This window comes from Streptomyces sp. NPDC111802 (assembly GCF_055634335.1).
This window is the reverse complement of record NZ_JBVKCZ010000007.1, coordinates 90952-117221: the sequence shown is the minus strand read 5'-3', so window position 1 is coordinate 117221 and position 26270 is coordinate 90952. Positions and strand designations below refer to the sequence as shown.

25 protein-coding genes and 7 tRNA genes are annotated in these 26270 nt (G+C 70.5%); 11 read left to right on the top strand and 21 right to left on the bottom strand.

Features of this window, described 5'->3' with window-relative positions; translation table 11 throughout:
* Nucleotides 1–25 precede the first annotated feature (25 nt).
* The 3 genes from thrS to ACZ7NC_RS09695 form a co-directional block, all read right to left on the bottom strand.
* Nucleotides 26–2002: a threonine--tRNA ligase gene (gene thrS / locus ACZ7NC_RS09705; protein ID WP_471486475.1), complete on the bottom strand. Its 1977-nt coding sequence runs from the start codon at nucleotides 2000–2002 to the stop codon at nucleotides 26–28.
* Between the two features lie 103 nt (nucleotides 2003–2105).
* On the bottom strand, nucleotides 2106–3335 hold the full coding sequence (locus tag ACZ7NC_RS09700; protein ID WP_471486473.1) for a hypothetical protein: 1230 nt from the start codon (nucleotides 3333–3335) through the stop codon (nucleotides 2106–2108).
* Nucleotides 3332–3898, bottom strand: coding sequence for a DUF4365 domain-containing protein (locus tag ACZ7NC_RS09695; RefSeq protein ID WP_399111341.1), 567 nt, complete (start codon nucleotides 3896–3898; stop codon nucleotides 3332–3334). Before ACZ7NC_RS09695 ends, ACZ7NC_RS09700 begins: the two co-directional genes overlap by 4 nt.
* Before the next feature lie 169 nt (nucleotides 3899–4067).
* On the opposite strand from ACZ7NC_RS09695, the gene ACZ7NC_RS09690 reads away from it, so the two are divergent.
* Nucleotides 4068–4793, top strand: a complete 726-nt coding sequence (locus tag ACZ7NC_RS09690; protein ID WP_471486471.1) for an exonuclease domain-containing protein — start codon at nucleotides 4068–4070, stop codon at nucleotides 4791–4793.
* Nucleotides 4794–4846: 53 nt separating this feature from the next.
* On the opposite strand, the gene ACZ7NC_RS09685 is transcribed toward ACZ7NC_RS09690, so the two are convergent.
* Nucleotides 4847–4918 (bottom strand) — tRNA-Val (locus ACZ7NC_RS09685).
* 39 nt (nucleotides 4919–4957) lie between these two features.
* Nucleotides 4958–5416, bottom strand: coding sequence for an SRPBCC family protein (locus ACZ7NC_RS09680; RefSeq protein ID WP_471486469.1), 459 nt, complete (start codon nucleotides 5414–5416; stop codon nucleotides 4958–4960).
* A 101-nt stretch (nucleotides 5417–5517) separates the two neighbouring features.
* On the opposite strand from ACZ7NC_RS09680, the gene ACZ7NC_RS09675 reads away from it, so the two are divergent.
* Complete coding sequence (locus ACZ7NC_RS09675; protein ID WP_471486467.1) at nucleotides 5518–7956, top strand: SCO7613 C-terminal domain-containing membrane protein; 2439 nt, start codon at nucleotides 5518–5520, stop codon at nucleotides 7954–7956.
* A 60-nt stretch (nucleotides 7957–8016) separates the two neighbouring features.
* Here ACZ7NC_RS09675 and ACZ7NC_RS09670 read toward each other — a convergent pair whose 3' ends face one another.
* The 7 genes from ACZ7NC_RS09670 to ACZ7NC_RS09640 all read right to left on the bottom strand — a co-directional run bounded on the left by ACZ7NC_RS09670 (nucleotide 8017) and on the right by ACZ7NC_RS09640 (nucleotide 15694).
* On the bottom strand, nucleotides 8017–10752 hold the full coding sequence (locus tag ACZ7NC_RS09670) for an exo-rhamnogalacturonan lyase family protein (RefSeq protein WP_471486465.1): 2736 nt from the start codon (nucleotides 10750–10752) through the stop codon (nucleotides 8017–8019).
* Between the two features lie 121 nt (nucleotides 10753–10873).
* Nucleotides 10874–11473 carry a hypothetical protein gene (locus tag ACZ7NC_RS09665; protein ID WP_471486463.1) on the bottom strand — a complete coding sequence of 200 codons (600 nt, stop codon included), beginning with the start codon at nucleotides 11471–11473 and terminating at the stop codon, nucleotides 10874–10876.
* 12 nt (nucleotides 11474–11485) lie between these two features.
* Nucleotides 11486–12364, bottom strand: a complete 879-nt coding sequence (locus tag ACZ7NC_RS09660; protein ID WP_471486461.1) for a carbohydrate ABC transporter permease — start codon at nucleotides 12362–12364, stop codon at nucleotides 11486–11488.
* Nucleotides 12361–13362, bottom strand: a complete 1002-nt coding sequence (locus ACZ7NC_RS09655) for a carbohydrate ABC transporter permease (RefSeq protein WP_471486459.1) — start codon at nucleotides 13360–13362, stop codon at nucleotides 12361–12363. The genes ACZ7NC_RS09660 and ACZ7NC_RS09655 overlap by 4 nt, the downstream gene beginning before the upstream one ends.
* Nucleotides 13362–14651, bottom strand: coding sequence for an ABC transporter substrate-binding protein (locus ACZ7NC_RS09650; protein ID WP_471486457.1), 1290 nt, complete (start codon nucleotides 14649–14651; stop codon nucleotides 13362–13364). Before ACZ7NC_RS09650 ends, ACZ7NC_RS09655 begins: the two co-directional genes overlap by 1 nt.
* Before the next feature lie 425 nt (nucleotides 14652–15076).
* Nucleotides 15077–15148, bottom strand: a tRNA-Val gene (locus tag ACZ7NC_RS09645).
* Nucleotides 15149–15235: 87 nt separating this feature from the next.
* Nucleotides 15236–15694: a TIGR02611 family protein gene (locus tag ACZ7NC_RS09640; protein WP_471486455.1), complete on the bottom strand. Its 459-nt coding sequence runs from the start codon at nucleotides 15692–15694 to the stop codon at nucleotides 15236–15238.
* A 191-nt stretch (nucleotides 15695–15885) separates the two neighbouring features.
* Between ACZ7NC_RS09640 and ACZ7NC_RS09635 the strand changes: the two genes are divergently transcribed.
* Both ACZ7NC_RS09635 and ACZ7NC_RS09630 read left to right on the top strand, forming a co-directional pair.
* Entirely contained in the window at nucleotides 15886–16299 is a 414-nt protein-coding gene (locus tag ACZ7NC_RS09635; protein ID WP_004002642.1) for an SsgA family sporulation/cell division regulator, read from the top strand.
* Between the two features lie 349 nt (nucleotides 16300–16648).
* Nucleotides 16649–17209: a CGNR zinc finger domain-containing protein gene (locus tag ACZ7NC_RS09630; protein ID WP_471486453.1), complete on the top strand. Its 561-nt coding sequence runs from the start codon at nucleotides 16649–16651 to the stop codon at nucleotides 17207–17209.
* 101 nt (nucleotides 17210–17310) lie between these two features.
* Here ACZ7NC_RS09630 and ACZ7NC_RS09625 read toward each other — a convergent pair whose 3' ends face one another.
* Both ACZ7NC_RS09625 and ACZ7NC_RS09620 read right to left on the bottom strand, forming a co-directional pair.
* The gene (locus tag ACZ7NC_RS09625; RefSeq protein WP_167358920.1) at nucleotides 17311–17463 is read right to left on the bottom strand and encodes a hypothetical protein; all 153 of its coding nucleotides are present in this window, start codon (nucleotides 17461–17463) and stop codon (nucleotides 17311–17313) included.
* Between the two features lie 166 nt (nucleotides 17464–17629).
* Entirely contained in the window at nucleotides 17630–18076 is a 447-nt protein-coding gene (locus tag ACZ7NC_RS09620; RefSeq protein ID WP_471486451.1) for a hypothetical protein, read from the bottom strand.
* Between the two features lie 216 nt (nucleotides 18077–18292).
* Here ACZ7NC_RS09620 and ACZ7NC_RS09615 point away from each other — a divergent pair, with 216 nt between their 5' ends.
* A complete protein-coding gene (locus tag ACZ7NC_RS09615; protein WP_471486449.1) occupies nucleotides 18293–18820 on the top strand; it encodes a DsbA family protein in 528 nt (175 codons plus the stop codon).
* A 7-nt stretch (nucleotides 18821–18827) separates the two neighbouring features.
* Here the strand turns inward: ACZ7NC_RS09615 and ACZ7NC_RS09610 are convergent, their stop codons facing one another.
* The 3 genes from ACZ7NC_RS09610 to ACZ7NC_RS09600 form a co-directional block, all read right to left on the bottom strand.
* Nucleotides 18828–19652, bottom strand: coding sequence for a GNAT family N-acetyltransferase (locus ACZ7NC_RS09610; RefSeq protein ID WP_471486447.1), 825 nt, complete (start codon nucleotides 19650–19652; stop codon nucleotides 18828–18830).
* 76 nt (nucleotides 19653–19728) lie between these two features.
* A complete protein-coding gene (locus tag ACZ7NC_RS09605) occupies nucleotides 19729–20550 on the bottom strand; it encodes an aminotransferase class IV (RefSeq protein WP_471486445.1) in 822 nt (273 codons plus the stop codon).
* 107 nt (nucleotides 20551–20657) lie between these two features.
* Nucleotides 20658–21695: a chorismate-binding protein gene (locus tag ACZ7NC_RS09600; RefSeq protein ID WP_471486443.1), complete on the bottom strand. Its 1038-nt coding sequence runs from the start codon at nucleotides 21693–21695 to the stop codon at nucleotides 20658–20660.
* Nucleotides 21696–21873: 178 nt separating this feature from the next.
* Here ACZ7NC_RS09600 and ACZ7NC_RS09595 point away from each other — a divergent pair.
* From ACZ7NC_RS09595 to ACZ7NC_RS09575, 5 genes are all read left to right on the top strand, one after another.
* Nucleotides 21874–21946 (top strand) — tRNA-Gly (locus ACZ7NC_RS09595).
* Nucleotides 21947–21984: 38 nt separating this feature from the next.
* A tRNA-Cys gene (locus ACZ7NC_RS09590) sits at nucleotides 21985–22058 on the top strand.
* A gap of 1 nt (nucleotide 22059) precedes the next feature.
* Nucleotides 22060–22131 (top strand) — tRNA-Val (locus ACZ7NC_RS09585).
* A gap of 20 nt (nucleotides 22132–22151) precedes the next feature.
* Nucleotides 22152–22223, top strand: a tRNA-Val gene (locus ACZ7NC_RS09580).
* A gap of 47 nt (nucleotides 22224–22270) precedes the next feature.
* A tRNA-Val gene (locus ACZ7NC_RS09575) sits at nucleotides 22271–22342 on the top strand.
* Between the two features lie 54 nt (nucleotides 22343–22396).
* Here the strand turns inward: ACZ7NC_RS09575 and ACZ7NC_RS09570 are convergent.
* From ACZ7NC_RS09570 to ACZ7NC_RS09555, 4 genes are all read right to left on the bottom strand, one after another.
* Entirely contained in the window at nucleotides 22397–22690 is a 294-nt protein-coding gene (locus ACZ7NC_RS09570; protein WP_471486441.1) for a TFIIB-type zinc ribbon-containing protein, read from the bottom strand.
* An 80-nt stretch (nucleotides 22691–22770) separates the two neighbouring features.
* Nucleotides 22771–23709, bottom strand: a complete 939-nt coding sequence (locus ACZ7NC_RS09565; RefSeq protein ID WP_471486439.1) for a phosphotransferase family protein — start codon at nucleotides 23707–23709, stop codon at nucleotides 22771–22773.
* Between the two features lie 237 nt (nucleotides 23710–23946).
* Nucleotides 23947–24144, bottom strand: a complete 198-nt coding sequence (locus ACZ7NC_RS09560; protein WP_471486437.1) for a hypothetical protein — start codon at nucleotides 24142–24144, stop codon at nucleotides 23947–23949.
* 235 nt (nucleotides 24145–24379) lie between these two features.
* A complete protein-coding gene (locus ACZ7NC_RS09555) occupies nucleotides 24380–24619 on the bottom strand; it encodes a hypothetical protein (RefSeq protein ID WP_471486435.1) in 240 nt (79 codons plus the stop codon).
* Nucleotides 24620–24815: 196 nt separating this feature from the next.
* Here ACZ7NC_RS09555 and ACZ7NC_RS09550 point away from each other — a divergent pair, with 196 nt between their 5' ends.
* Nucleotides 24816–26234 (top strand): serine/threonine-protein kinase, encoded by a 1419-nt coding sequence (locus ACZ7NC_RS09550; RefSeq protein ID WP_471486710.1) that lies wholly within the window; start codon nucleotides 24816–24818, stop codon nucleotides 26232–26234.
* Nucleotides 26235–26270: the final 36 nt, after the last annotated feature.

Here is a 26270-nt window from a genome sequence, read left to right as displayed (position 1 = left end):
CCCGGGGGCCTGTGTCGCGGCCGGATCAGACCTGCGTCCGCTCCTCGACGACCTGCGCGATCTTCGCGATGGCCGCGTCGAACGGGATGCCGTTCTCCTGCGAGCCGTCGCGGTAGCGGAAGGAGACGGCGTTGTTGGCCATGTCCTCGTCGCCCGCGATGACCATGAAGGGCACCTTCTGCTTCTGGGCGTTGCGGATCTTCTTCTGCATACGGTCGGAGGAGGAGTCGACCTCGACCCGCAGGCCCTTCTTCTTCGCGGCCGCGGCGAACTTCTCCAGGTAGTCCACGTGCCCGTCGCCGATCGGGATGCCGATCGCCTGGACCGGGGCGAGCCAGGCCGGGAACGCGCCCGCGTAGTGCTCGAGGAGCACCGCGAAGAACCGCTCGATGGAGCCGAACAGCGCGCGGTGGATCATGACCGGGCGCTGCTTGGAGCCGTCCGGACCCGTGTACTCCAGGTCGAAGCGCTCCGGCAGGTTGAAGTCGAGCTGGATCGTCGACATCTGCCAGGTACGGCCGATGGCGTCCTTGGTCTGGACGGAGATCTTCGGGCCGTAGAAGGCGGCGCCGCCCGGGTCGGGGACGAGCGGCAGGCCCTGCTTCTCGGCGACCTGGCGCAGGGTCTCGGTCGCCTCCTCCCAGACCTCGTCGGAGCCGACGAACTTCTCCGGGTCCTTGGTGGAGAGCTCCAGGTAGAAGTCGGTCAGGCCGTAGTCACGCAGCAGGCCGAGGACGAAGGTGAGCGTCTTGTCGAGCTCCTCCGACATCTGCTCACGCGTGCAGTAGATGTGCGCGTCGTCCTGTGTGAAGCCGCGCGCGCGGGTGAGGCCGTGCACGACGCCCGACTTCTCGTACCGGTACACGGTTCCGAACTCGAAGAGGCGCAGCGGCAGTTCACGGTAGGAGCGGCCGCGCGCGTCGAAGATCAGGTTGTGCATAGGGCAGTTCATGGGCTTGAGGTAGTAGTCCACGCCCTCGTCGAGCTGCATGGGCGGGTACATGCCCTCGGCGTACCAGTCGAGGTGACCCGACGTCTCGAAGAGCTTCCCCTTCGTGGCGTGCGGGGTGTAGACGAACTCGTAGCCCTCCTCCTCGTGACGGCGGCGCGAGTAGTCCTCCATCACACGGCGGACGATGCCGCCCTTGGGGTGGAAGACCGCGAGGCCGGAGCCGATCTGCTCGGGGATGGAGAACAGGTCGAGCTCGCTGCCCAGCTTGCGGTGGTCGCGCTTCTCGGCCTCGGCGAGGAAGTCGAGGTAGCCCTTGAGCTCGTCCTTGGACGGCCAGGCGGTGCCGTAGATGCGCTGGAGCATCGGGTTCTTCTCGCTGCCGCGCCAGTAGGCGGCGGCGTTGCGCATCAGCTTGAACGCCGGGATCGCTCGGGTCGAGGGCAGGTGGGGACCGCGGCAGAGGTCCTTCCAGCACAGCTCGCCGGTCTTGGCGTCCAGGTTGTCGTAGATCGTCAGCTCGCCGGCGCCGACCTCGACGTCCGCGCCGTCGTCGGACGAGGCGGAGCCCTTGAGGCCGATCAGCTCCAGCTTGTAGGGCTCGGCGGCGAGCTCCTCACGGGCGGCCTCGTCGGTGACGACGCGGCGGGCGAACCTCTGCCCCCGCTTCTGGATCTCCTGCATCTTCTTCTCGATGGCCTTGAGATCCTCGGGCGTGAACGGCTTCTCGACGTCGAAGTCGTAGTAGAAGCCGTCCTTGACGGGCGGGCCGATGCCCAGCTTGGCCTCGGGGAAGAGCTCCTGCACGGCCTGCGCCAGCACATGCGCGGTGGAGTGCCGCAGGATGCCCAGGCCGTCCTCGGAGGAGATCTCGACGCCCTCGACCTCTTCGCCGTCGGCGAGCACGTACGACAGATCCCTGAGCTCGCCGCCCACACGCGCGGCGATGATCGAGCGCTCGCCGGCGAAGAGGTCGGCGGCCGTAGTGCCCGTCGTCACCACGCGTTCTTCCCGCTCGGAATCGCGTTGGATGATCACACGGACGTCTGACACCGGTCTCTCCTGACTGAAGGGGCCCACTGTTACCGGTAGGCATGGCATTGCAATGCCTATGGATCCTACCGAGGCCGACACGCCCTCCGCGAAACCGTTGCCGTCAGTCCTCCCGCTCGTCCCCGCCGCAGGCCTCCTCGAAGAAGTCCAGGTCCTCCTGGAGCGACTTCATCAGCCGGTCCCGCTCGGCCTCGTCCACCTGTACCGGTACGACGCCGGAGGCCCCGGTGACCTTGCGGAAGCCGCCGCGGCTCTCCAGGCGGCCGTGCACGCGCACCGGCAGGCCGACGAGGTGGGCGTGGCCGGCTATGCGGTACGCCTCCTCGTCCAGGGTCAGCCGGATGTGCGGGACCTCGGCGCCCGCCAGGACGCGCAGCCGTACGGTGCCCTCCCCGCGCGGCCCCGACCGGCGCATCCGTACGACCGCGCCGGTGATCCTGACCGGGACGGACGGCTCCTCGCGCAGATAGCGGGCGCCGGCCTCACGCAGCACGGGCAGGTCGCCCGGCGAGAACTCGACGGGCTCGACACCGGCCCCGCAGTCCTCGGGCACCCCGGCCGCGGGCGCCCACTCGACGGCGATGCGCGCGCCCTCCGTACCGCGGACGAGGGCGATCAGGGCCTCGGTCAGCTCGCGGCTGACACCGGCCTCGACGGCGCCGTCGAAGGCGTCCATCCCACCCGTTGCCCGCTGGTAGTCGATGGCCTCGCGGGCGGCGTACAGAGCCTGGTGGAGGCGTACGGCGAGGGGGCGCCCGGTGCCGACGGGCACGAAGGCGGCGAGGCCGCGCCCGCCCGACGCGGCGCCGACGAGGACGCTCTCCAGCATCGCGGCGGCCGAGCGGCGGTGCCGGGCGCCGTAATAGCCGGCACGCGCGCGCGTGGCGAGCGCCGCGGCGAGCAGCATCTGCCGGGCGGCGGTGCGCAGTTCCTCCTCGACGGTCCAGGGCGCGGCCCCGGCCGGCCCCCTGGGCGTTTCCCGCCACCAGCGGACCTCGTCGCTGGGCACGGCGAGTCCGACCAGCACCTCGCGCGCGGAGGGCATGCCGCTGCGGGACAGGGCGAGGAGCGCCTCGCCGAGCAGGTCGTCGCTGTCGGGGAAGGCGCGCGACTCGGGGACGAGCAGGCTGGTGCCGCCGCCACCCGGTCCGGGCGGCGTCCAGCGGCCGTACCGCCCCGCCGCTCCCCCGCGCCGCTGCCAGCCGTGCCGGTGCAGCAGGGCGCTGAGCACGGCCGGGTCGACCTCGCCGGGCTCGGGGGGACGGTCCCAGGACGCGTCGACCGGGTGCGGCCTCGCTGGTCGTACCGGCTCCTCCAGGGGGCGGTGCGTCATGGTTTGCCTCCCGTCCCGACCCGCGTCATGATCTCGCAGAGCGCCCGGTCGTCGAAGATGCGTGAGGTCGGTATCCGCACGGTGGTGCGTCGCCGCCCGGTGATCGGCTGTCCGGCCAGGTTGACCCAGTAGCAGCAGTGCCGCAGGTCGAGCCGGTCGTGGCCGGCGCGCAGCCACTGCTCCTGCGACCGTGGAACGATCATCACGACCAGGATCTTGTGCACCGAGACCGGGGTGCGGGCGAGCTTCGCCAGATGGTCGTTGTCGAGCGTGAACGAGAAGAAGCGGCCGGGTGGGTTCGGCGCGAGCTGGTACGTCGCCTTCAGCTGCACCTTGATGGTGACCTCGTCGTCGACCGTGTGGCCGGGCGCGCTGTGGCTGACGTGCCAGTCGATGCCGTTGTCCGGAAACGGCTGCGACAGCGAGCATCCGGCCGCCGCCGCGACGGCGTGCAGATAACCCACCTGCAGTGTCTCCATGCAGGCGGTGGTGGCGAGTGAACCGCGATGGGGGCCCGTGCGCTCGGGCAGCAGCCCGCCCCGCTCGGGCTGGGCTATCGCCATGACCAAACAGCCTTCCAAGCCAGGTGAATCCCCGTGGCGGGCCGCTGAACTGCAAAGACCCGCACTCCTGTTGTGTCCTCCCGGCGTACGCCGCAAACAGGCCGGGTATCACCAAACGGGCAGAAGACGGTGCGTCAGCTGCCGTTGGTGAACGAGGGGTTGTGTAGGTATGGCGTGCTGGTATGAAGGCCCGCTGGCGGCATTCGACACGGAGACGACAGGTGTGGACGTCGAGACCGACCGGATCGTTTCGGCGGCCCTCGTCGTCCAGGACGCCCCGGGAACCCGGCCGCGGGTGACCCAGTGGCTGGTGAACCCGGGTGTGCCGGTGCCGGAGGCGGCCACGGCGGTGCACGGACTGACGGAGGATCATCTCCAGCGCAACGGCCGGTGGCCGGCGCCGGTGATGCGGGAGATAGTCGAGGAACTGGCCGGACAGGCGGCGGTGGCCAGGCCCATAGTGGTGATGAACGCGCCGTTCGATCTGACGCTGCTGGACCGCGAGTTGCGCCGGCATCGTGCGTCGTCGCTGGACCGCTGGTTCGAGACGACGCCCATGCTGGTGCTCGATCCACGCGTTCTCGACAAGCATCTGGACCGCTATCGAAAGGGCCGGCGCACTCTGACCGACCTGTGCGCGCACTACGGCGTCACGCTGGACGGCGCGCACGACGCGGCGGCCGACGCGCTGGCCTCCCTGGAGGTCGTACGAGCGGTGGGGCGCCGGTTCGCGGCCCGCCTCGAGCGCCTGTCCCCCGCCGAGCTGCACACCCTCCAGGCGGTGTGGCACGCGGCACAGGCACGCGGCCTGCAGGCGTGGTTCGCGCGCAGCGGCAGCGAGGAGGCGGTGGACCCGGCGTGGCCACTGCGCCCGGAGCTGCCGGCGGCCGCGTAGGAGGCAGGGCGCGCAAAAAAGCCGGTCCGCTGTGGCGGACCGGCCTTTCCCGGTGGGCGATACTGGGTTCGAACCAGTGACCTCTTCGGTGTGAACGAAGCGCTCTCCCACTGAGCTAATCGCCCGGGAACGGACTGAACAATACAGGTCCCCGCGCGTTTCCTTCAAACCGCTTGATGACCGCCGGCCAGGTACGCCAGCAGTCCCCGCCGCCCGGCGCGCATCATCAGCCAGTGGTTGGCACGGAAGATCGGCCTCCCGGGCACCGCGAACCGCCTGAGCAACGGCTTGTTCACCTCGACGACCTGGTCGTAGCGAGCCAGGGTGCCGCCGCCCCGCGGGACGAGAGTCCACCGCGCCCAGCCGTCGAGGTCACCGGACAAGGCGATCTCCAGCACTCCGGCCTCCCGGTCCCGCCGCACCTCGCGCGCGGTGAAGACCATGTCGTACGGCAGGACCGAGCGGACCGTGATCACGCCGGTGGTGTCGCCGAGTTTGGTCACCTCTCGCACCTGCGGCCACCAGCGGGGGTAGTCCTCGGCCTGTTCCAGCACGTCGTAGACGGCGGCGGGCGGCGCGGGCAGGGTCCACAGGCTGCGGAAGCGGTAGCTGCTCCAGTCCATGGGCCGAGTGTGCCCCCGGTCAGCGGGTTTCCGTCGTAACTGAGTACGTTCTGAGTACCCGCACTCATGCCGTACGACGTGACGCGGGCCACACTCCAGGCATGACGCACTTTCCGCCGCCTGCCGAGGAGTTGCGGCTCCTCGACCTGGAGCTGCGCCAACTGGACGCCCGCCGGGCCCAGTTGCTGCACCGCAGGGCCTGGCTGGTCACCGCACTGCAAGCACCGCCCCGGCCGACCGCTCCGGCCCCCGTCGCATCCCCGCGCCCCGAGGCCTCGGCGCCCCGGGTCCAGAACGTCCTGCTGGTGCTGGGCGGTGTCCTGCTCACCGTCGCCGCGATGGCGTTCACGCTGGTCAGCTGGGGGCACATGGGGATCGCCGGGCGCGCTCTGGTGCTCGGCGGGGTCACGGTGGCGGTGCTCGCCGCGCCGGTGCCGCTGCTGAAGCACGGGCTGCGGTCGACGGCCGAGGCGGTGGCGGGCCTGGGCCTCGCGCTGACCGTGCTCGACGCGTACGCGCTGCACCAGGTCGCCTTGGCCGACGTGGACCCCACGGGCTACGTCGCCTCGGCCTCGGCGGTACTGGCGGCCCTGTGGGCGGCGTACGGTCTGCTGCCGCGCACCTCCGAGCTGCGTCTGCCCCTGCCCGCCGCACTGGCCGCCGCCCAACTGCCCCTCGTCCTCTGGGCGGTGGCGGCCGACGCGGGCCTGTACGGCATCACGGCCGCCGTGCTGGTGACGGCCGGGCTCGACACGGGTGTGGCGCTCAAGGTGCCCGCCGGGTCCGTACGGATCACCGCCGCGATCGGTGCGTACGGCCTGGGCGCCTGGGGCGTGTGGGCCGCCGGCTGGCTGTCCTGGACGGCCACCGGCCCGAGCGCCGCCGCCCGTGCGGCGGCGCTCCTCATCCTGGCCGCGGGCATCGCGCTCACGGCGGCCCGGCAGCAGATCGCCGAGAAGCAGGCGGTCGGTCTCTGTGTCACCGCCGGTCTCCTCGCGGTCGCCGCGCTCGGCGGCACGGCCCGCCCGGTGCTGCCGGACGCGTGGACGGTTCCGGCGTATCTGGTGTGCGGGGTCGCCCTGCTCGCCGCGGTACGGGTGGAGCGGCTGCCGGAGCCGGTCCGGAGCGGGCTCGCTCGGGCCTCCGCCGCCGTACAGGGACTCGCCCTGCTGTGGACCCTGCCGCTGCTGGGGATCGCGCTGGTCGGTCCGGTCGCCCGGGCGGAGCGGGTGTGGTCCGGGACGCCGGGGAACGCACGCGAGGCGGTGGCGGTCGACGCGCCATGGCCGCCGGACGCGGAGACGGTGCCCGTCGTCCTGGCGGTCGTCGCCGCCGTACTGCTCTTCGCGGTGCGTGACGCGCTCTGGCGGCCGCGCGCGCTGACCGGCGTGCTGGTGCTGGCATGGGCGACGGCCCTGGTCCTTCCGCCGGTGCTCGAAGTCCCCCATGCCGTGGGCCTGGTGGCGCTCGCCCTCACCACGGCCGGCACGCTGGCGGCAGCCGCGTGGATACGGCCGTCCGAGCAGCCGGAGGCGGCGAAGGAGGAGCCCGCGGAGGCCACAGTCCCAGCGGTCACCTTCCCCACCCCTCGCACGACCGCCACGGTCCTCGCCCTCCTCACCTCGCTCCCCCTCGCCTTCCTCTCGCTGACCACCGAGGCCGCCACCCTCGCCGTGCTCGCCGCGCTGACGGCGCTCTTCGCGGCGGCTTCCTGGAAGGCGCACCTGGCTCCGGTCACGGCGCCCGCCGGGCTCGCGTACGCCGCCGGACTCGCCTGTGCGGCGGGTTCCGCGTCCGGCTGGCAGCCGCAGTACACGGCCCTGCTGGTCCTTGCGGTCCCGGTGGCGGCGGCCCTGCTCGCGGCGCGGCTCGGTGACGCGCGGGCGACGGTTCCGGTCGAGGTGGCGGGCGCGCTCGCCGCACTGCTCGCCGTCGCACTGGCCGCGGCCCCGGCCGACCTGCCGATGCTGGCCCTGGTGCTGGCGCTGTGCGGTGTGATCACCGCCGGTACGGCGATCCGCCCGGAACGCCGGTCCGTGGCCTACGCCTCCGCCGCGCTGTTCGTGCTGGCCACGTGGGTGCGCCTGGCGGCCTGGGAGGTCGGGACGCCCGAGGCGTACACGCTGCCGGTGACCGTCCCGGCCGTGCTCGTCGGCGCCCTGCGCAGGCGCCGCGATCCGCAGACCTCGTCCTGGACGGCGTACGGCCCCGGGCTCGCCGCCACCCTCGTGCCGAGCCTCCTCGTGGCCTGGGGCGATCCGCAGTGGACGCGCCCTCTGCTGCTGGGCCTGGCGGCCTTGGCGGTCACACTGCTGGGCGCCCGCCATCACCTCCAGGCACCGCTCCTCCTCGGCGGCGTGGTACTGGCCCTGGACGCCCTGCACGAACTCGCCCCGTACATCGCCCAGGTGACCGACGCACTCCCCCGCTGGGTACCGCCGGCCCTGGCCGGCCTCCTCCTGCTGGCCATCGGGGCTACGTACGAACAACGCCTGAGGGACGCCCGAAGGATGCGGGACTTCCTGGGCACCATGCACTGAAGCCCACCCGGGGGCGCGGGGCGCGACCGGCCACAACGGTCCCGCCCCACGAACCGATCCCTACGGCATCCGATCCCCGAGCAGCGCAAGATTCTCGATAGCCGCAAGCCCGTACAACGCCGTGTCGTTGGTCGACACCCAGCTCGCCTCACTCCCCGCCACCAGCGAGGCCGGCCCGCTCAGTTCCTCCGTCTTCCAGGGTGCCGACTCCTTGTACCCGTCGGAGTTGTAGAACTTCTCCCACGCGCGCTTGGCGAGCTTCGCGTCCCCCGTCCGCACGGCCGCGTACGCGTCCAGCCGCGAGTGCCCCTGGAACAGCAGCAGGGAACCGAAGTTGGACCCGTACCTCGCCGCCTGCTCGGCCTTGGTGGCGTTGAAGTAGCGGCAGTAGTCGAAGTACGCCTCGTTGAACTTCGGCATGTCGACGAGGTCGATGAGCTCGGCGCACAGTTCGTTGAGACCGAACACGGCGGAGAGGTGCGAGACCCCGACCACCGGCTCCGAGGCGATCGCGAACCTGCCCGTGTCGAGGTCGTACAGCCCACTCCCCTGCACGAACCCGTTCGGCTGGGCGGCGATGGTCTCCATCGTCGACAGCACCCGTGCCCTGGCCTTCTCCCACTTGGGGCCCTTGCGCTCCCATTCCGTCAGCCAGGCCGAGACCAGCCCGCTCCAGTCCGTGCCGAAGCCGATCGACAGCGCGTGCCGGTCGGGGGTGTACGGCTCGGTGCGGATCTTGCGGATGGGGTCGAGGACGAGGAAGGTCTCGTCGGAGTCGACGTTGGCGTGCATGAGGTCGCCCACCCGCTCGTCGGCGGTGAGGAAGTAGTAGTAGCGCCGGTACGTGGTGTTGGCGATGCGCTGCTGCTTGGCGCTGTCGGCGTAGTGCTGGACACCGTGCCGGGTGCCGAGACCGGCCCACTCGCCCAGGTGGTAGACGTCGACCTCGCCGGTGTGCCGGGTCATCGCCTCGGCGAAGCGGAAGATGTCGGCGCGGCCGGAGCGCAGATACGCGTACCAGAGCCAGAGGTCGGGCGACAGCTCGGAGTTGTCCCAGGCATAGCCGCCGATGTCGTACCGCCACTGGTGTCTGACGGTGTCGTAGGTGTGCATGATGTCGCCGTAGTCCCAGAAGCCGTACCAACGGCGCTGCTCCACCTGGTCCTTGTAGTAGGTGAACAGGAAGTCGAGGTGGTCCTCGATCTTCGCCTTGGCGGGCGTGGAACGGTCCGGCTCGGAGTACAGCCCCGGCCCGAACACCTTGGCCTTGATGAGCTGCTGGGGCGGCGCGGCGAGCTGAGGCAACACCCGTACGGCCTCGACCTGTCGGGCCAGGGCGTCCGCCGATGGCGTGGACCCGTTGGCCCAGAAGAGGAGTTCGGAGGTACGGGCGATGCCGTACGGCGTCCCGAACTCCGGCTCGTAGTCCTCGTAGGTGATGTTGAGGCCCTCCAGCTGCTCGGGGTAGGTGTCCTGGCCCATGCCGTCGTGGTAGAAGCGCAGATCCATGGGCTGTGCCTCGGGCGACCAGAGCCACATGGTGACCTCGGCCTCGTCGGTGTGGGCGTCGCGGATGTCGAGCTGGGCCGGGAACTTCTCCCAGAAGTCCCGCAGCCCGAAGGAGAGTCCGCCGCTGACGCCACCGACGTAGCCGAAGCCGGAGGCCCGCCTGCCACCGCCGGCGCCGATCCAGCCGTATCCCTTCTTGGTCCTCTTCCGCAGCGTGAAGCCGTCGGCGGAGAGCTGGGAGAGGGTGTAGTCGCCCCACTCGGGGATGTACTGGAGACGCGTGGTCACCCGCTGGTCCCAGGTGGAGGGGTCGGGCAGCTTCTCGCCCGCGAACTGCGCGGCCTGTACGGCGGCCCCCGGGTCGCGGCGCAGTCCGGTGATGCCCTTGACGGCCTCGCGGAGCATGCCAGTGCCCTCGCCGCCGATGCGGATGTGGCGGTCGTACGACTCGTCGCGCATCGGCACGGTGAAGCGCACGCCGATGCCACGGATGAAGTCACCGCTCGTCTTTCCCGGTTCCTGCGTGCCGTCGAACGTGATGGTGTGCACCATGCGGAAGGAGTCGGCGCCCGCGTAGAAGTACAGCCGGATGGAGAACGGGAGCCAACTCCTGCTGCCCTTGCGGTGCTTGCCGTCGATGCGGACGACCGCGCGGACGGGTCCCTCCTGCTCGACGGTGACCTCGGAGACGGCGCCCTCGAAGCGCTCGGTCCTGACCGCGCCCTGGTCCTCGCCCTCGATCTCCGGCTGGCGGATCAGCACCAGCCGGCCGTTCCTGGCGATCTCCGTGGAGCCACGGGTGACCGACTTGACGAGGGTCGCGCCGGACTTGCCGATCTTCGCGGTGATGACGCCGGTCGAGACGTCGATGGTGCCGCCGCTCTTGTCGACGGTGACCTTCTTGGCGGGTACGGCGGCCTCGCCCGCGCTCAGGGTGAGCTTGCCGTTGCCCGAACCGACCGCGTGCGCCGTCCACTTGAGGGACCCGTCGGGCCAGTAGGCGATCGGCCACGACTGCACGGGCACGGCCCTGCCGTCGGCGTCCGTCAGCGCGAAGGTCTGGTCCGCTGCATGCACCCCCTTCGGCCAGGGCACGCCGACGGTGGAGCCGGGGGCCGCGCCGAGGCCGCCGTCCTCCAGCCAGTCCAGGGTCACGGGGTCCGCTTCGGCCGCCTCGGCTCCGGGCGCGGCCTGCGCGGCCTTCGCCCCGAGCGCCCAGCTGAACTGCGCTGCTGCTCCGGCGACCGCGGCCGCCTTGAGGAGGGACCTGCGGGGGATGGGGGACATGGCCTTTCCTTTCCGTGCGAGTGCGAATGCGAAGGCGAAGGGGAGGGTGAGGCGGTGGTCAAGGGCATGACAGAGAGAGGTACGGCGCTCAGGGCACCGGCCTTGGGAGAGGCACCGCCCGTCAGCGGTGCCGGTAGCGCTCCTCCACGGCGACGGCCGCCGCCGCGACGGCCCCGAGGACGGGCACCGCCAGCGGCGCGGCGAACCAGGCGGAGGCGGCGACGACGGCCAGCCCGCCGATGATCAGAAAGGACCCGGCGGGGTCGAGCACGGTACGCCGCCCGGCGCCCGCGAGCAGCGCCCACCAGCCGGCGCCGGGCGTCCAGACGGCCGCCGCCCGCAGCAGGGCCACGACGGCACCGATCAGGGCGCACACCCCGATCGCCCCGACCAGCGGCCCACCGGGGATCCCGGCCCGCGCGGCCTGGACGTCGATCCAGACCGCGGCCACCACGCCCCACGCGGCGAGCCCGACGACCCATCCGCCGCGCACGGCGACCCGGAAGTCGGCGACGAACTCCCGCCAGCCCCCGCGCTCGTGAGCGATACGGCGATGCAGATGCCGCGCGCCGGCGGCGAAGGCGGCCGGACCGGTGACCACGCCGAGACAGGCCACGGCGACCCACACGCCGGTGAGCAGACACTCGGCGAACACCGCGAACCGCTCGGCGAAGACCGACTCCCCGCCGCCCGAACGAGCCTTCACTCGCGCCTGAGCCATCGTGACCGCTCCTCAGCCCTTCAGTCCGGAAGTCGCCATACCGTCGATCAGGTAGCGCTGGAAGGCCAGGAAGAAGGCGAGGACCGGCAGCAGGGCGACCAGCGACATGGCGATCATCCCGCCGTAGTTCGCCAGGCCCTCCTGGTCGACGAACATCTTCAGACCGAGGGAGACGGTGTACTTGTCGGGCTCGTTGAGGTAGATCAGCGGGCCCATGAAGTCGTTCCAGGAGTTGATGAAGGTGAAGATCGCGCTGGTGATCAGGGCCGGCCGGCACAGCGGCAGCATGATCGACCAGTAGATCCGGAAGTGCCCGCAGCCGTCGAGCCGGGCCGCCTCGTCGAGCTCCTTGGGCAGGTTCCGCATGAACTGCACCATCAGGAAGACGAAGAACGCCTCCGTGGCGAGGTACTTCCCCAGCAGCAGCGGGGTGTACGTGTTGATCAGCTCCATGTTGCGGAACAGCACGTACTGCGGGATCAGCAGCACGTGGTACGGCAGCAGCAGCGTGCCGATCATCAGCGTGAACAGCAGGTTCCGGCCCGCGAACCTGATCCTCGCGAAGGCGTAGGCGGTCAGCGAGCAGGACACCACGATCCCGATCACCGAGCCGACCGCGAGGAAGAGCGAGTTGAAGAAGAAGGTGGAGATGGAGATGTCGGCGATGCCGTCGGCGAGGCTCGTGTAGTTGGACAGGATCGGATCGCCCGGGAAGAGGTCCAGGCTGCCGACGATGTCCTCGCTGTTCTTGAAGGAGCCGCCGATGACCCAGATCACCGGGTAGAGGATCACCGCGAGCACGAGCAGCGACCCGATGTGCCAGGCGACGGAACCGGGCAGCCTGCGGCGCAGCGCCCCGGCCCGCGCGGTCGAGAGATCGGGGGTGCTCATCGGGCGCCCTCCTCGTAGTGCACCCAGCGCTTCTGGGACCAGAACAGCACCGCCGTGACCAGGGCGACAGCGACGAGCAGCATCCACGCCATGGCGGAGGCCAGACCCATGCGGCTGTTCTCGAAGCCCTGGACGTACAGATAGCAGGTGTAGACCATCGAGCCGTCGGCCGGACCGCAGGCGTTTCCTCCGGCTCCGCCGCCGACGATGTACGCCGAGCTGAAGATCTGGAAGGAGTGGATGGTCTCCAGCAGGACGTTGAAGAACAGGACGGGGGAGATCATCGGCAGGGTGATGCTCAAGAACCGCCGCAGCTTGCCGGCCCCGTCGACCTCGGCCGCCTCGTACAGCTCGCGCGGGACCTGCTTGAGGCCGGCGAGGAAGATGACCATCGGGGCGCCGAACTGCCAGACGGTGAGCGCCACCAGGCTGTAGATGATCAGGTCCGGGTCACCGGTCCAGCCGCCGACGTCGATCCCGAAGATCTTCTGGGTACGGTCGACGATCGCGTCGTCCGAGAAGATCGCCTTCCATACGATCGCGACAGAGACGCTCGCACCGATCAGCGACGGCGCGTAGAAGGCGGCACGATAGAAGGCCTGGCCGCGCCGCTTCTGCGCGAGGAGCAGCGCCACGCCGAGCGCCGCGAGCAGCTTGAGGGGCGTGCCGACGACTACGTACCAGAGCGTCACCCGCACCGAGTGGCGCCAGCGGGGATCGCTCAACATCTCGGAGAAGTTGTCGAGGCCGATCCACTTGGGCGCGTCGAAGAGGTTGTAGTCGGTGAAGGCGAAGTAGAGCGAGGCGACCATCGGGCCCGCGGTGAGCAGCAGGAACCCGGCGATCCAGGGGGACATGAAGAGATAGCCGGCCAGGTTCTCCCGGCGGACCCGCCGCTTGAGGGCGGCGGGTCGTTCGGGCTTCACCGGTCCGTGCCGCGGCTCGGACTCCTTGGTCAGGCCCGCCATCGCGGGGGCGTGTGTCACGGTCGTTCCCATCAGACGACGAGAGCCGTCTTCGACTCGGTGAAGAACTGCTTGACGGCCTCGTCGACCGAGCGCTTGCCCAGGGCGAGTTCCTCGGCGATCCGCAGGAACGCGGCCTCACAGATGTCCGCGCCGTTCGGGTGCGGGGTGATCGGTTCCAGGACGCCCGCCTCCACGAGGGACGTCTCATAGGCGGCGATCCCCTGGTTGACCTCGTCCGTCGGCTTGAACGCGTCGAACTGGGCCTGTGTGGCGGGCACCCCCCGGTCATAGCCCATGATCTTGGCGACCTCGGGGTCGTGCACCATGAAGTCGATGAACTGGGCGACCTCCTTGGGGTGCTCGGTGCGCTTGGAGGCGCTGAGCATCAGGGAGCCGAGGTACTGGCCGGTCTTCTTGCCGTCCGTCGTCGGGATGGGTGCGAGGCCGTACTCGCTCTTGCCCTCGGAGGTGTAGCGAACGGTGAAGTTGTCCCAGGTGAACTCGCCACCGGCGAGCTCGGCGGAGACCGCCGACTTGGGCTTGATCTGGGCGACCTTCTTGGCGTCGGCGTAGACGCCCTCCTTGACGCCCTTCTCCGCCTTCGTCCACCAGTCCGTCAGATCCGCCTCGGTGAAGCCGAGTCCGTCCTCGGTGAAGAACGCCTTGCCGTTCTGGCGGAGGTACAGGTCGTAGAGGTACATGACGCCGTACATGCCGCTGTCGCCCGCACGGCCGGTCCTGTCGCGGATCTTCTTCATCGCCGCGTCGAAGTCGTCCCACGTCCAGCCCTGTTCCGGCTTGACGCCGGCCTTGGTGTAGACGTGCTTGTCGATGACGAGGGCCATGGAGTTGGAGCCGACCGGGACACCGAGGAGCTTGCCGTCGATCTCGCCGAACTTCTCCAGGCCCGCTCTGAAGCCGTCCATGGAGAGGTTGGCCGCCTCGACCTGCTCACTGAGATCGAGCAGCACATTCTTCGCGTCGTATTTGCGCAGGAATCCAATGGCATTCTGGAAGACGTCCGGCGGATTCCCCCCGGAGGCCTGGGTGTTGAACTTCTTCCAGAAGTCGCTGTACGGCTGAAAGTCCGTCTTGACCTTGATCTTCGGGTACTTCTTCTCGAAGAGCGCGATGGTCTTGTTGATGCGCTGAGCGCGATCCTCGGCACCCCACCATGCGTAACGGATCGTCACCGTACCGTCGGCGGCGGCTCCCCCGTCGCCGCCGCACGCCGTGGTCGCGGCCAGCCCGAGTGTGGCAGCCGTGGCGCCTGCCGCCTTCAGGATCGTGCGCCTGTCGACATTCCTGTTGGTTCCCACAGTCGGGCCCTCCCCGCAGCGTCGATGCCGCCTGCATGAATCGTTTCAAGTAAGCGCTTGCTGGCACAAGCTACGGAGGGCCTCGGGGTGCGTCAATGATTCGGACAGGAATTTCTTGCGGGCCTGCGGGGCGAGCTGACGGCGCGTGAGGCCGGCGCGGACCGGTCGGCGACGCGATGCCGCAGGTGAGGGGTGTGCGGTCCGTGGACCGACGGGGAGTGGGCAGCGGTACGCGAGCATCGGTCGGCCGAAAGCCGTGCGGTCCCCGACGTGCTGACGGGACGTGACCTCGCGGCGGGACGGGACTCCACGCGGCGTCACTCATGACCTACGCGGCGTCACTCATGAGGACCCGCACCGAGGTGCGCCGCACGCAAAGACCGACGGCCCGTCTGCACTGTCGCAGACGGGCCGTCGGATCCGGGTGGGCGATACTGGGTTCGAACCAGTGACCTCTTCGGTGTGAACGAAGCGCTCTCCCACTGAGCTAATCGCCCGGACGCAGGAAGAACATTACCCCATGTCAGGGGGTGCGTGTGACCGGCGGGAACCGGCCCCGGCCGACGTCCGCACCCCCTCGCGGATCACTGGTCCTTGATCTTCCACGGCATGACTATGCCGAACTTCCACAGGTAGATCCCGAGAAGCACACCCACGATCACGAGGCCGATCGCCGTCAGGATGATGTTGCGGCGGCGCACCTTGGGGTCGAGGGCCCGCTGGGCCGCCTCGGTGACCTTGCGCTTGGTCCAGCGCAGCACGAGCTGGGCCCACACGAACTCGGTCGCCCAGACCGCCATGCCGCCGAAGATGATCACCCAGCCCGGACCCGGCAACGGCAGGAGGATGATGCCGGTGGCCACGATCGCCAGGCCGATGACGAAGACGCCCACCTGCCAGCTCAGGTGGAGCGCCCTGCGCGCCTTGATGAACGCCGGCGCTCTTGAGCCGAGCCCCTGCTCGCTGTCGCCTTTCACACCGTCCACTTCGGTCTCGTCGGTAGCCACGGCAACCTCGCCCGGCTCGTTACTCCCCGTATTCATACGGCCAAACCCTACCGGACCGAATCGAGTCACCGGAATGGGCGTATCCGGCGAACAGATTCTCGGCCGGAAGAGTTACGTAAAGCCACGCAAAACACTCAGAGGGGTTTACAACGGCACCGTAGGTGGCATGTCGATTTCGCCGACGTGCGAATCCCCGAGCGCACACTGAGCGAAAGGCCCTGGCGCTTATGAACACCACGGTCAGCTGCGAGCTGCACCTGCGCCTCGTTGTGTCGAGCGAGTCATCCCTGCCTGTCCCCGCAGGCCTGCGGTACGACACGGCCGACCCCTACGCCGTGCACGCCACCTTCCACACCGGAGCCGAGGAGACCGTCGAGTGGGTGTTCGCCCGCGACCTCCTCGCCGAGGGCCTGCACCGGCCCACCGGCACCGGCGACGTCCGCGTCTGGCCATCGCGCAGTCATGGTCAGGGCGTCGTTTGCATCGCGCTGAGCTCCCCGGAGGGCGAGGCGCTGCTCGAGGCCCCTGCACGGGCTCTGGAGTCGTTCCTGAAGCGGACGGACGCCGCTGTGCCTCCCGGCACGGAGCATCGGCATTTCGATCTCGATCAGGAGCTCTCCCACATCCTGGCGGAAAGCTAGGGCGAGGCCCCACAAAGCCGCCCGGCGCCGTCGACTCGGGGAGACGGCTCGGGCCAAGACAACCGCATACGGCACACAGCAGCGCCGTCTCCGCTCCGCGGGGGCGGCGCTGGTGCGCGTGTGGGTGACGGGGACGGTGGGACGCCAGGGGCGCTGTTGGCGGTTCGGTCAGGTCAGGTCTGCTCCGGTCCGGCCCGGTCCGGTCCGGGGAGACGGGAACCGTCGGCGCCGCCGTGGCGTTGTATTCGAAGCCGCGTGCGGGCGCGGCCCGTGTGGCGGCTCCGTGAGCCACTACGATCGGCCAGCATCGGCGGGCGCCCCGCCCGACCACCAGGCCAGGGAGCGAAACGTGCTGATCACCCATGACACCCGGTGTGCACTCGATGCCGTGGTGGAGCTGGTGAACACCGCACCGGAGGGCGACGAGACCCCGGAGGGGCTGCCCGACGTCGCGGCTCTCGAAGATTTCGTACGAAAGCACGAAATCAGTGATGTCGGGGTGCTGTCGGAGTTCGATCTTTCGGCGGTGCGCAAGGTGCGCGGGCGGTTCGCCGCGATCTTCGCGGCGGCGGACGCCCGGACTGCGGCGGGGCTGATCAACGAACTGGTCGCCGCCGCGGGCACCACCCCGCGACTCACGGACCACGACGGCTACGACTGGCATGTGCACTACTTCGCCCCCGGCGCCTCCGTCGCCGATCATCTGGCGGCGGACTGCGGCATGGCGCTGGCGTTCTTCGTGGTGGCCGGCGAGGAGGAGCGGCTGCGGCGATGCGAGGCGCCGGACTGCCGGCACGCCTTCGTGGATCTCTCCCGCAACCGTTCACGGCGGTACTGCGACAGCCGTACCTGCGGCAACCGTCTGCATGTGGCCGCTTACCGGGCGCGTCGCAAGGAAGCGGCCGGCTGAGCCGAGGGGGCGGTGCGTCCGGCGCGGCACTGGTTGTACCCGACACCGCCCGTCTGTCGACGCGGGCCCCGGCGGGTGGCGCCGGGGGCCGCGGGTACGGCTCAGAGCAGCAGCAGATCGTGCAGCGCAGCCGTGAGCAGCAGACACCCGATCACCGCAAGGAAGATCATCAGCGGTGGCTGGGAAAGGGCGAAGAGGCACCCGCGAGGCTCGTCCTGAGGTGGCGCGGCCTCGCTTTGTGTCGTGTCCAGCATCTCGCGGGTGATGATGACGCAATCGCGCCTTACCACGCGATCAACACGCCCGGAATGAGCGGGAGTTCGCTGGATTCCGTGATGTCCGGTTCGAGTCGTGATCGCTTACGGCCGGGCAGCGACCCACTGTGTCGTTTCAGTCCGGCGCGCAGAAGTCATCTGCCGGTCATATGCCGTGCTTCTTGAGGATGGCCTCGATGTCGCTGTAGTCGTCCGATGACGCTTCCGTGCGGGGCGCGTTCGCGGGCCGGGTCGACGGGCGGGTGCCCGCCCCGAGCGAGGGCGCCGAGGCCGACGGAGCCACCGCATCGCGCTGTGCGGCGGCGCGGGCCTCCTTGCGCTCCTTGCGGCTGCCTCCGCGGCGGCGCTCCACCGCACGGGTGGTCGCAAACAGTAGCCAGGACACGCCAAGGACTCCGAAGCCCGCCCAGGCGGTCGGGCTGAACGCGGTGTCGGCCAGCCATTCGACGACTCCGGTCATGACCAGGCCGAGGGGCACCAGTGAATACGCGGCGATGCGCGTGGCCGCGAGGAAACGCTTGCGGTACGCCGTGACCGCCGCGATGCCCAGGCCGGCCGCGGCGACGGCTGAACAAACGGTCTCGGCAATCATCCGGGCCTCCAGGCATGCCGGGTCGGGTCAGGGCACTTCGTCCCTTCCATCCTGCACCGTGGCGACCCCGCCCGGCCATGCCTCAGCCCGACATCAGGGACATCTCCGGGTCGTCTCCTCCGCAGGTCCCGGTCGGGGCCGTATCGCCGGGGCCGGCCCCGACCGAAGCCCCAGGTCGGATTGGGTCGTGCGGGCCGGGGCTGGGAGACTGGGGCCATGAGCGACTCCTCCTCCGACCGTCCCGCCGCCCCCCTCCTCGACGTCTGGTGCGAGCTCCAGTGCCCCGACTGCCGCAGCGCCCTGGACGATCTCCGCGCCCTGCGCGCCCGCTACGGCGACCGGCTGGAGCTGCGGCTGCGGCACTTCCCGCTGGAGAAGCACAAGCACGCCTTCGCCGCGGCGCAGGCCGCCGAGGAGGCTCTTGAGCAGGGCCAGGGGTGGCCGTACGTCGAGGCCGTCCTCGGCCGGGTCGAGGAGCTGGACCGTAAGGGCGAACCCTTCCTGGTCGAGGTGGCCCGGGAACTCGGCCTGGACGCCGGGGAGTTCGACACCGCGCTGATCGACGGCCGGCACATGCTGATCGTCGACGCCGACCAGGCCGAGGGCAAGGCGATCGGCGTGACCGGCACACCGACGTATGTGATCGACGGCGAGCGCCTCGACGGCGGCAAGAGCCAGGAGGGGCTGCGCGAGCGCGTCGAGGAGATCGTGGATCGGGTGCTGGCCGGGCGAGCGGGCGCGTGACCGCCCGCTACAGCAGCGTCTTGTACAGGGCGCGAAGCGTCGTCTCGTAGCCGAGTGACTCGTAGAGCCGCTCGGCCGGGGTGTTGCCCGCGAAGACATTGAGGCCGATGGTGCGGTGTCCGGTGACGATCGCCTGGACCTCCGCCACCAGCATCAGCGTACGGCCGTGTCCCGCGCCGCGGTGGGCCGCGTCGGTCTCGACGTCGTAGACGAAGGCGGAGCCGTCGCGCACGCCCACCCACAGGGTGCCCACCGGCGTTCCTTCGTGTTCGAGGACGCTGAGGAACACGTCCGGTGTGCGCGGGCCCTCCGGCAGCAGCGCGGCGTGGTCCCGTTCGGACTTGGCCTCGGCCTCGGCCTCCGGGACCCCGCGCTCGACCCAGCTCTGGATGTAGCCCTTGTGGGCTTTGTCCAGCCAGGACCCGTACTCCGCCTCCGTCATGGGCCGCGCCCTGCTGCCCCGGGGCAGGTCGGGCGGGGTGGCGCCGAGCGCCTTCTCCATGCCGCGGTTGCGTACGACGTAACCGAGGGCCGTGGCGAGCCGCAGTGCCGGTCCGGCGTCACCGGGGAGGGTCACCTCGATGCGGCGGCAGCCCCAGCCGCGGGCCACCTCCTCGGCGGCGAGGGCTGCCACCGTGCCCCGGCCGCGGCGCCGGTCCGGCTCCTCGATCCGCAGCTCCGATATCCGGGCCACCGCGGCACCGAAGAGGGGATGCGTCCCGAGTTGGAGGGCCCCGACGGGACGGCCGTTCACACACACCTGATAGCGGCGCGAACGCGTCCCGTCGTCGTTGTGCTGAAGCGGCTCGGTCGGCCGCAGGGTCGTGGTCATCAGGGGTGTTCTACCCGCCGGGACGCCCGAGGTCAGCCGATTATCCGCGCCCTTTGCCGATCTGGTGTCCGCGCCCTCACGGATCCAGGTCGTCCCCGGACCGCTCCTCGAAGACCCGCATCGCCTTGGCGGTCACCGGGCCCAGTGCGCCCGGCAGTCCGCGGTCGTCGACGCGGTGCACGGCCTGGACGTCCCGCAGGGTGGAGGTGAGGAAGACCTCCTCGGCCCGCTCCAGCGCGTCCAGCGGCAGGTCGGTCTCCCGGGCGCCGGTCCAGTCGATCGTGAGCTTGCGCGTGATGCCCGCGAGGCAGCCGGAGGCGAGCGGCGGGGTGTGGATCTCGCCGTCGAGGACGACGAAGACGTTCGAGCCCGTGCCCTCGCAGAGTTGGCCGACGGTGTTCGCGAACAGGGCTTCCGTCGCGCCGTGTTCATGGGCGCGGGCGAGGGCGACGACGTTCTCGGCGTAGGAGGTCGTCTTCAGGCCGGTGACCGCGCCGCGCTCGTTGCGCGTCCAGGGAACCGTGATCACGGCCGTGGAGTCGGGTCGGCGGGTGGTCTCGCCGAGGGCGACCACGAGGGTGGGGCCGTGCTCGCCGCGATCGGAACCGAGGGGGCCGTAGCCGCCGGTGTAGGTGATGCGCAGCCGGCCGAGCGGCATCGGGTTGGCCTCGAGAACGGCGGCGCAGGCGCGGCGGACCTCGTCATGGTCGGGCGCGGGCAGTCCGAGACCCTGCGCCGAGCGCGTCAGCCGGTCGAGGTGCCGGGTCAGCGCGAAGGGGCGGCCGCCCACCGCCTTCACGGTCTCGAAGATGCCGTCGCCCACGGTCAGGCCGTGGTCGAAGACGGAGACACGGGCGGACTCGGTGTCCTGCAGCCCGCCGTCGAGCCAAAGCTTCACTGGTCTCTACCTCGCAAGAATCTGCCGGGCGGGTGGATCGCCCGGGGGTCCGGCCCGCGGCGGAGCCGCTGTTCGAGGCGGCGTCCCCGGGGCAGCACAGTACGTCGTCAGTCCACTCCACTCACCTCGTACGCTCCCGACGCTACCGCGAGCAGCCGGGACGCCTTCAGCTCGGTCTCCCGCCACTCCCCCTCGGGGTCCGACCCCCAGGTGATCCCCGCGCCGGTGCCGAACCGCAGCATCCCCTCGCCCCGGTCGATCCAGAAGGTGCGGATGCCGACGGCCAGCTCACCGACGCCCCGATCGGCGTCGACCCACCCGATGCCACCGCAGTACGGCCCGCGGGGGGCCGTCTCCAACGCGTCGATGATCCGCAGCGCGCTCGACTTGGGCGCGCCGGTGACCGAGCCGGGCGGGAAGGCGGCATCGAGCAGCTCGGGCCAGCCGGCGCCCTCGCCCAGCTCACCGCGCACGGTGGACACCAGGTGCACAAGCCCCGGATGCTTCTCGACGGCGCACAGATCGGGGACGGTCACCGTCCCGGTGGCGCACACACGGCCGATGTCGTTGCGCACCAGATCCACGATCATCACGTTCTCGGCGAAGTCCTTCTCCAGCAGGTCCGCCTCGGTGCGCCCGGTCCCCTTGATCGGCCCGGACTCGACGACCCGCCCCGCACGCCGCAGGAAGAGCTCGGGTGACGCGGTGGCTATCTCCACGCCGTGCTCCGGCAGCCGGATCGTTCCCGCGTACGGCGCCGGGTTGCCGCGGGCCAACAGGGCGGTCAGCTCGTCCACGTCGGCGTCCGGCCCGACGGGTGCGCTCAGCACCCGGCACAGGTTGGCCTGGTAGACCTCGCCGGCCGCGATGTGCTCACGGATGCGCCGTACGCCCGTCGTGTACGCGGCGCGATCGAGCGAGGACGTCCAGTCACCGACCGCCGGGCCACGCCACCGCCCCGGCACCGGCGCGGGTACGGGCTCCTCACGTACGTCCCGGAAACGGGCGCAGGTCAGCTCGCCCTCGAAGTCGGCGCAGACGGCCCAGAAGCCACTGGAGTCAAGGGCCGCGGGATCGCTGGTGACATCGAGGAGGCCGATGGCGACGCGGTCGCCGAAGCGGGCGAGAGGAGGGAGGTCGGACACGCAGTCGAGTCTATGGCGGGTGTCCTGCGGGTGACCTGGCCATGTCCCCGCGGTGGGCTTCGCCCGGTCCCTGAGCAGGTGAGGCGCAGCACGCTGCACAAACGCGTTTTTGTGCTGGCCCCGGAATCCGCTAGAGTTCAACTCGTCGCCGGGCCGCGAGAGCGGAACGAAACGACAAGCGGACGTAGCTCAGTTGGTAGAGCGCAACCTTGCCAAGGTTGAGGTCGCGAGTTCGAGCCTCGTCGTCCGCTCGAAGGAACAGGGGATCTTCCCGAACCCCTACACTCCTGGTGGAGTGGCCGAGAGGCGAGGCAACGGCCTGCAAAGCCGTCTACACGGGTTCAAATCCCGTCTCCACCTCCAAGGACGATTAGCTCAGCGGGAGAGCGCTTCCCTGACACGGAAGAGGTCACTGGTTCAATCCCAGTATCGTCCACTGGATCTCCGGATCCTCCCGCGCGATTAGCTCAGCGGGAGAGCGCTTCCCTGACACGGAAGAGGTCACTGGTTCAATCCCAGTATCGCGCACGCAGCACTCGTGATCTTCAGGATCGATCGTCGATCACGGCCCGCCAGGACGATTAGCTCAGCGGGAGAGCGCTTCCCTGACACGGAAGAGGTCACTGGTTCAATCCCAGTATCGTCCACACTTCGAAGCCCCCGGTCTCATGACCGGGGGCTTCTTGCTCACTCCCCGCGGCTCAGCTGGAGAAGAGCATGCGGCCGAAGCTCTTGTTGCGGTGGTGGCCGTAGTGACCGCCCTGGTGGCCACCGTGCGGGGCGCCCCAGGCGGGGGCCTGCGGGGCGGCGGCCGGGTAGGCCTGCGGGGCGGCCGGGGGCGGCGGGGCGGGCTGGGACCACTGGGACTCCAGGCGGGTCAGCGCCTCCAGCTCGCCGTAGTCGAGAAAGATCCCGCGGCAGCCACTGCACTGCTCGATCTGAACGCCGTTGCGGTTGTAGGTGTGCATCGGCGCATGGCACTTCGGACACTGCATGGTCGGCTCAACTCCTCGCCGGTCGGTCCTGCTTCGTGTATCGCCAGGACAGACTCTGTCCGGCTGCGGTCGGTTGCACCCTACTTCGCGGGTTCGTGGACCAACTCCGGGGGGACGGAAGCCATTCGGTCACAGGCGTCGACAAGGGCCTGCTCGACCTCGTCCAGGTCACGCCCCTCGGCCAGGGCCTTGGTGATCGCTCGGGCGGCGGTCTGCGCGGTGAGGGCGCGCGCGGGGACGTCCAGCGCGGGCCAGGGGTCACCGTCGGCGGGAACGGCCGGGCCGTCGGCGGCTCGGTAGGCGGCCAGGAACCGGTTCCACTCCTCGGGCGGGAGCAGCCCACAGGCGTACCAGGCGGCGGGCCGGGCCAGATCCCAGGCCGGCACCCCCACGCCCAGATCGTCCACGTCGATGAGTCGCCAGGCACCGTCCGGTGCCGGGTACCGCACGAGCTGGCCGAGGTGGAGGTCGCCGTGGCAGAGGGTGGCGGTGTCGGGCTGGGGGGCCTCGTCACGGGCCCAGGCGGGGAGGGTGCCCCAGGCGCGGCGGACCGCGGTGGCGGGGCCGCCGTCGGTGACCGCGCGGAGGCGGGAGAGGGCGAGGGCGGCCTTGGCGGGTCCGCGCATGGGAGGCAGCGGGGCCGGCGCGGGGGTGCGATGGAGGCGGGCGAGCAGGGTCGCGGCTGCTTCCCAGGGGGCCGCGTCCGGATCTTCCGGGTCCACCGGGGTGCCGTACGGCCACAGGCTCACGGGCCGGTCGTGCAGGTCGACGGGTAGGGAGGTGAGCGGGGGCAGGAAGATCTCGGGGAGGTGCGCGGCGACGGCCAGGCGGGGCGCCAGGTCGGTGACGGTGATGTCCGGGGCGTGGGCCTTGGCGACGGTGTCGGCGTGCCGGACGACGGTGACGTCGGGCCGCTCGGCGAGGGTGACGGTTGCTCCGCAGGGACAGGCGGACGTACGTGAGTGAGCCGCGGCTATCGCTCGTGCGGTGAGTTCGGGCAGCAGCGGGTTCGGGGTCACGGGCGTCCCTTGTGCGCGGATGGGTTGGGCCGAGGGTACGTGGTGACCGTGTCGGCCGAACCGGACCGCGGCGCACCGCGGCCGAAAGATGAGGACCGGCATTGCGAGAGAAAAGCAATGCCGGCGCAGCTCCCCAGCTGCGCCGGCATTTTTGCCGTCCGCCGCACCCCCGTCCCCACGGGGTTTCATGGGTGGATGTCCCCGCCCGGACCGCTCTTCCGGGCCTGGGGTCGCCGCTCAGCGCCCCAGCATCACGCCCACGGACGACGCCTGTGTGGCCACTGTCTCCCAGCCGTCGAAGACGAGCAGGAGCAGGGCCGCCAGGGGAAGGGCCATGAGCGTCGCCACCAGCGGGTGGCGGCGGCCCTGGCGGCGGGAACGCAGCATCGTGCGCTCCTGCATGCGGATCAGTGTCCGCGGTGCCGTCTGGGCCATGGTCCCTCTCCTGACTTGTGTCAGTTGTCGTTGGCAGCGGCGGGTGTCTGACCTCGGGGGACGAGTGCTGCACCCGCCGCTTGACCTCAAATCTAGGCCCGTGACCACCCCGGGCACGTCATGCCCTCGTACCGATTGCCGGGCCTCCCGGAGGATGAGCCACCACCTGCGAAGTACTCCCCTGGGTGGAGACGAGGTCCTAGGTCTCAGGGTCTTCCCGGAGGGGACGACCGGTCTATCCCGTTTTCTCCGAACTGTCCTCCCGCGGCACCGGCTGTTCGACCAGTGCGAGGACCCGGTTCGCCATGAAGCGAGCCGTACGCACCACAGAGCCGCTTCGGGTGACTTCGCTCACTTCCACGACGCCTCGACGCACCGCCGTCTCCACCCGGCGCCCCGCCCTGCTCGCCACCACTTCATACGTACGCGTCGTGTCCCCTGCGTCCACGACTATCTCCACGCGATCACCCTTCACGGGTTCAATCCCCCTTCTGCGACGGGTGGTTGGAGGTCACCACGAACCTAAGTCGCCCTGCTCACCGACCCCCTGACCACCCTTCAAGTCTCCCACCCCCCACTGACAATCCATCGCTCCGAGAGGGCGCGGCCTCTGCGCACGGCGGCCCACGGAAACGTAAGCTGTGGCTCGTCACACGGACCGGGCAGCGGGGATGAACATGGCGATGATGCGCCTGAGGCGCGAGGACCCGCGCGTCGTCGGCTCGTTCAGGCTTCACAGACGGCTCGGCGCGGGCGGGATGGGCGTCGTCTACCTGGGCTCCGACAAGAAGGGGCAGCGGGTCGCGCTGAAGGTGATCCGGCCCGATCTGGCGGAGGACCAGGAGTTCCGTTCGCGGTTCGCGCGTGAGGTCTCGGCGGCGCGGCGGATTCGCGGGGGGTGCACGGCCCGGCTCGTGGCCGCCGACCTCGAGGCCGAGCGACCGTGGTTCGCCACGCAGTACGTGCCCGGCCCGTCCCTGCACGACAAGGTCGCCGACGAGGGCGCGCTGGGCGCCGCGGAGGTCGCCGCCGTCGGGGCCGCCCTGTCCGAGGGGCTGGTCGCGGTCCACGAGGCAGGGGTCGTCCACCGGGACCTCAAGCCCTCGAACATCCTGTTGTCCCCCAAGGGCCCGAGGATCATCGACTTCGGCATCGCCTGGGCGACGGGCGCCTCGACCCTCACCCACGTCGGCACGGCGGTCGGCTCGCCCGGCTTCCTCGCCCCCGAGCAGGTGCGCGGCGCCGCCGTCACCCCGGCCACGGACGTGTTCTCCCTCGGCGCCACGCTCGCGTACGCGTCGATGGGTGACTCCCCCTTCGGGCACGGCAGTTCGGAGGTGATGCTGTACCGCGTCGTGCACGAGGAAGCTCAGTTGCACGGCGTACCGGACGCCCTGGCCCCCCTCGTACGGGCATGTCTCGCGAAGGACCCGGAGGACCGGCCGAGCACGCTTCAGCTGTCGCTGCGCCTGAAGGAGATCGCGGCCCGGGAGGCGCAGGGGTTCGCGGACGTGCGTCCGCCCGCGCCGCGTTCCGGAGAGGCGGACCGGCCGACCGGGCGGCTCGCCGACACCTACGCCGATCAGCAGCGGGCCCAGCGACGCGCGCAGGGCACTCCCCCGCCCCGCGGGACCGGCATGCCGCGGGGAAACGGCACCTCGCGCGGCCCCGGCCCCGCGCGCGACGCGGCCGGGTCGAGGGGCGGCGGGGCCCCACAGAGCGGTACGACGCCGTCCCGCTCCGGGGCCCGGCCGATGCCCGGCCCCCGCACCACCTCCCGCTCGGCCAACGGCAGCAGGCCCGTCCAGCGCGGCGGCAACGGACGTCCGGCGCCCCGGAACACGGGGACGGGACGCCGCCCCGCCAACCCTCAGCTGCTGCGGCAGCGGCTGTTCGTGTTCGTCGTGGTGACGCTGCTCGTGGCGCTCGGCATCGCGGCGGCGCAGGGCTGCCAGGGCCCGGACCGCGGTCTCGGCGACGAGGGGGACGTCGTACGGCCGCAACAGGGGCAGGTGAACCCCGGTTTCACACCGCTGGACGAGGATCCGATGTCCCAGCGGTACGAGTCGACGTTCGAGATCCGCGACTAGGGCCCGTCCTTCGGATCAGACGGGCTGGAAGAGACT

What these genes read in the sequence shown, in the direction of transcription:
- ACZ7NC_RS09640 (WP_471486455.1), bottom strand. Translation starts at nt 15,694, where the DNA reads ATGAATACGGGGAGTAACGAGCCGGGCGAGGTTGCCGTGGCTACCGAC.
- ACZ7NC_RS09615 (WP_471486449.1), top strand. Translation starts at nt 18,293, where the DNA reads ATGAGCGACTCCTCCTCCGACCGTCCCGCCGCCCCCCTCCTCGACGTC.
- ACZ7NC_RS09695 (WP_399111341.1), bottom strand. Translation starts at nt 3,898, where the DNA reads ATGGCGATAGCCCAGCCCGAGCGGGGCGGGCTGCTGCCCGAGCGCACG.
- ACZ7NC_RS09700 (WP_471486473.1), bottom strand. Translation starts at nt 3,335, where the DNA reads ATGACGCACCGCCCCCTGGAGGAGCCGGTACGACCAGCGAGGCCGCAC.
- ACZ7NC_RS09660 (WP_471486461.1), bottom strand. Translation starts at nt 12,364, where the DNA reads ATGAGCACCCCCGATCTCTCGACCGCGCGGGCCGGGGCGCTGCGCCGC.
- ACZ7NC_RS09675 (WP_471486467.1), top strand. Translation starts at nt 5,518, where the DNA reads ATGACGCACTTTCCGCCGCCTGCCGAGGAGTTGCGGCTCCTCGACCTG.
- ACZ7NC_RS09570 (WP_471486441.1), bottom strand. Translation starts at nt 22,690, where the DNA reads ATGCAGTGTCCGAAGTGCCATGCGCCGATGCACACCTACAACCGCAAC.
- ACZ7NC_RS09620 (WP_471486451.1), bottom strand. Translation starts at nt 18,076, where the DNA reads ATGATTGCCGAGACCGTTTGTTCAGCCGTCGCCGCGGCCGGCCTGGGC.
- ACZ7NC_RS09670 (WP_471486465.1), bottom strand. Translation starts at nt 10,752, where the DNA reads ATGTCCCCCATCCCCCGCAGGTCCCTCCTCAAGGCGGCCGCGGTCGCC.
- ACZ7NC_RS09610 (WP_471486447.1), bottom strand. Translation starts at nt 19,652, where the DNA reads ATGACCACGACCCTGCGGCCGACCGAGCCGCTTCAGCACAACGACGAC.
- ACZ7NC_RS09560 (WP_471486437.1), bottom strand. Translation starts at nt 24,144, where the DNA reads ATGGCCCAGACGGCACCGCGGACACTGATCCGCATGCAGGAGCGCACG.
- ACZ7NC_RS09680 (WP_471486469.1), bottom strand. Translation starts at nt 5,416, where the DNA reads ATGGACTGGAGCAGCTACCGCTTCCGCAGCCTGTGGACCCTGCCCGCG.
- ACZ7NC_RS09665 (WP_471486463.1), bottom strand. Translation starts at nt 11,473, where the DNA reads ATGGCTCAGGCGCGAGTGAAGGCTCGTTCGGGCGGCGGGGAGTCGGTC.
- ACZ7NC_RS09550 (WP_471486710.1), top strand. Translation starts at nt 24,816, where the DNA reads ATGAACATGGCGATGATGCGCCTGAGGCGCGAGGACCCGCGCGTCGTC.
- ACZ7NC_RS09635 (WP_004002642.1), top strand. Translation starts at nt 15,886, where the DNA reads ATGAACACCACGGTCAGCTGCGAGCTGCACCTGCGCCTCGTTGTGTCG.
- ACZ7NC_RS09690 (WP_471486471.1), top strand. Translation starts at nt 4,068, where the DNA reads ATGGCGTGCTGGTATGAAGGCCCGCTGGCGGCATTCGACACGGAGACG.
- ACZ7NC_RS09625 (WP_167358920.1), bottom strand. Translation starts at nt 17,463, where the DNA reads ATGCTGGACACGACACAAAGCGAGGCCGCGCCACCTCAGGACGAGCCT.
- ACZ7NC_RS09655 (WP_471486459.1), bottom strand. Translation starts at nt 13,362, where the DNA reads ATGGGAACGACCGTGACACACGCCCCCGCGATGGCGGGCCTGACCAAG.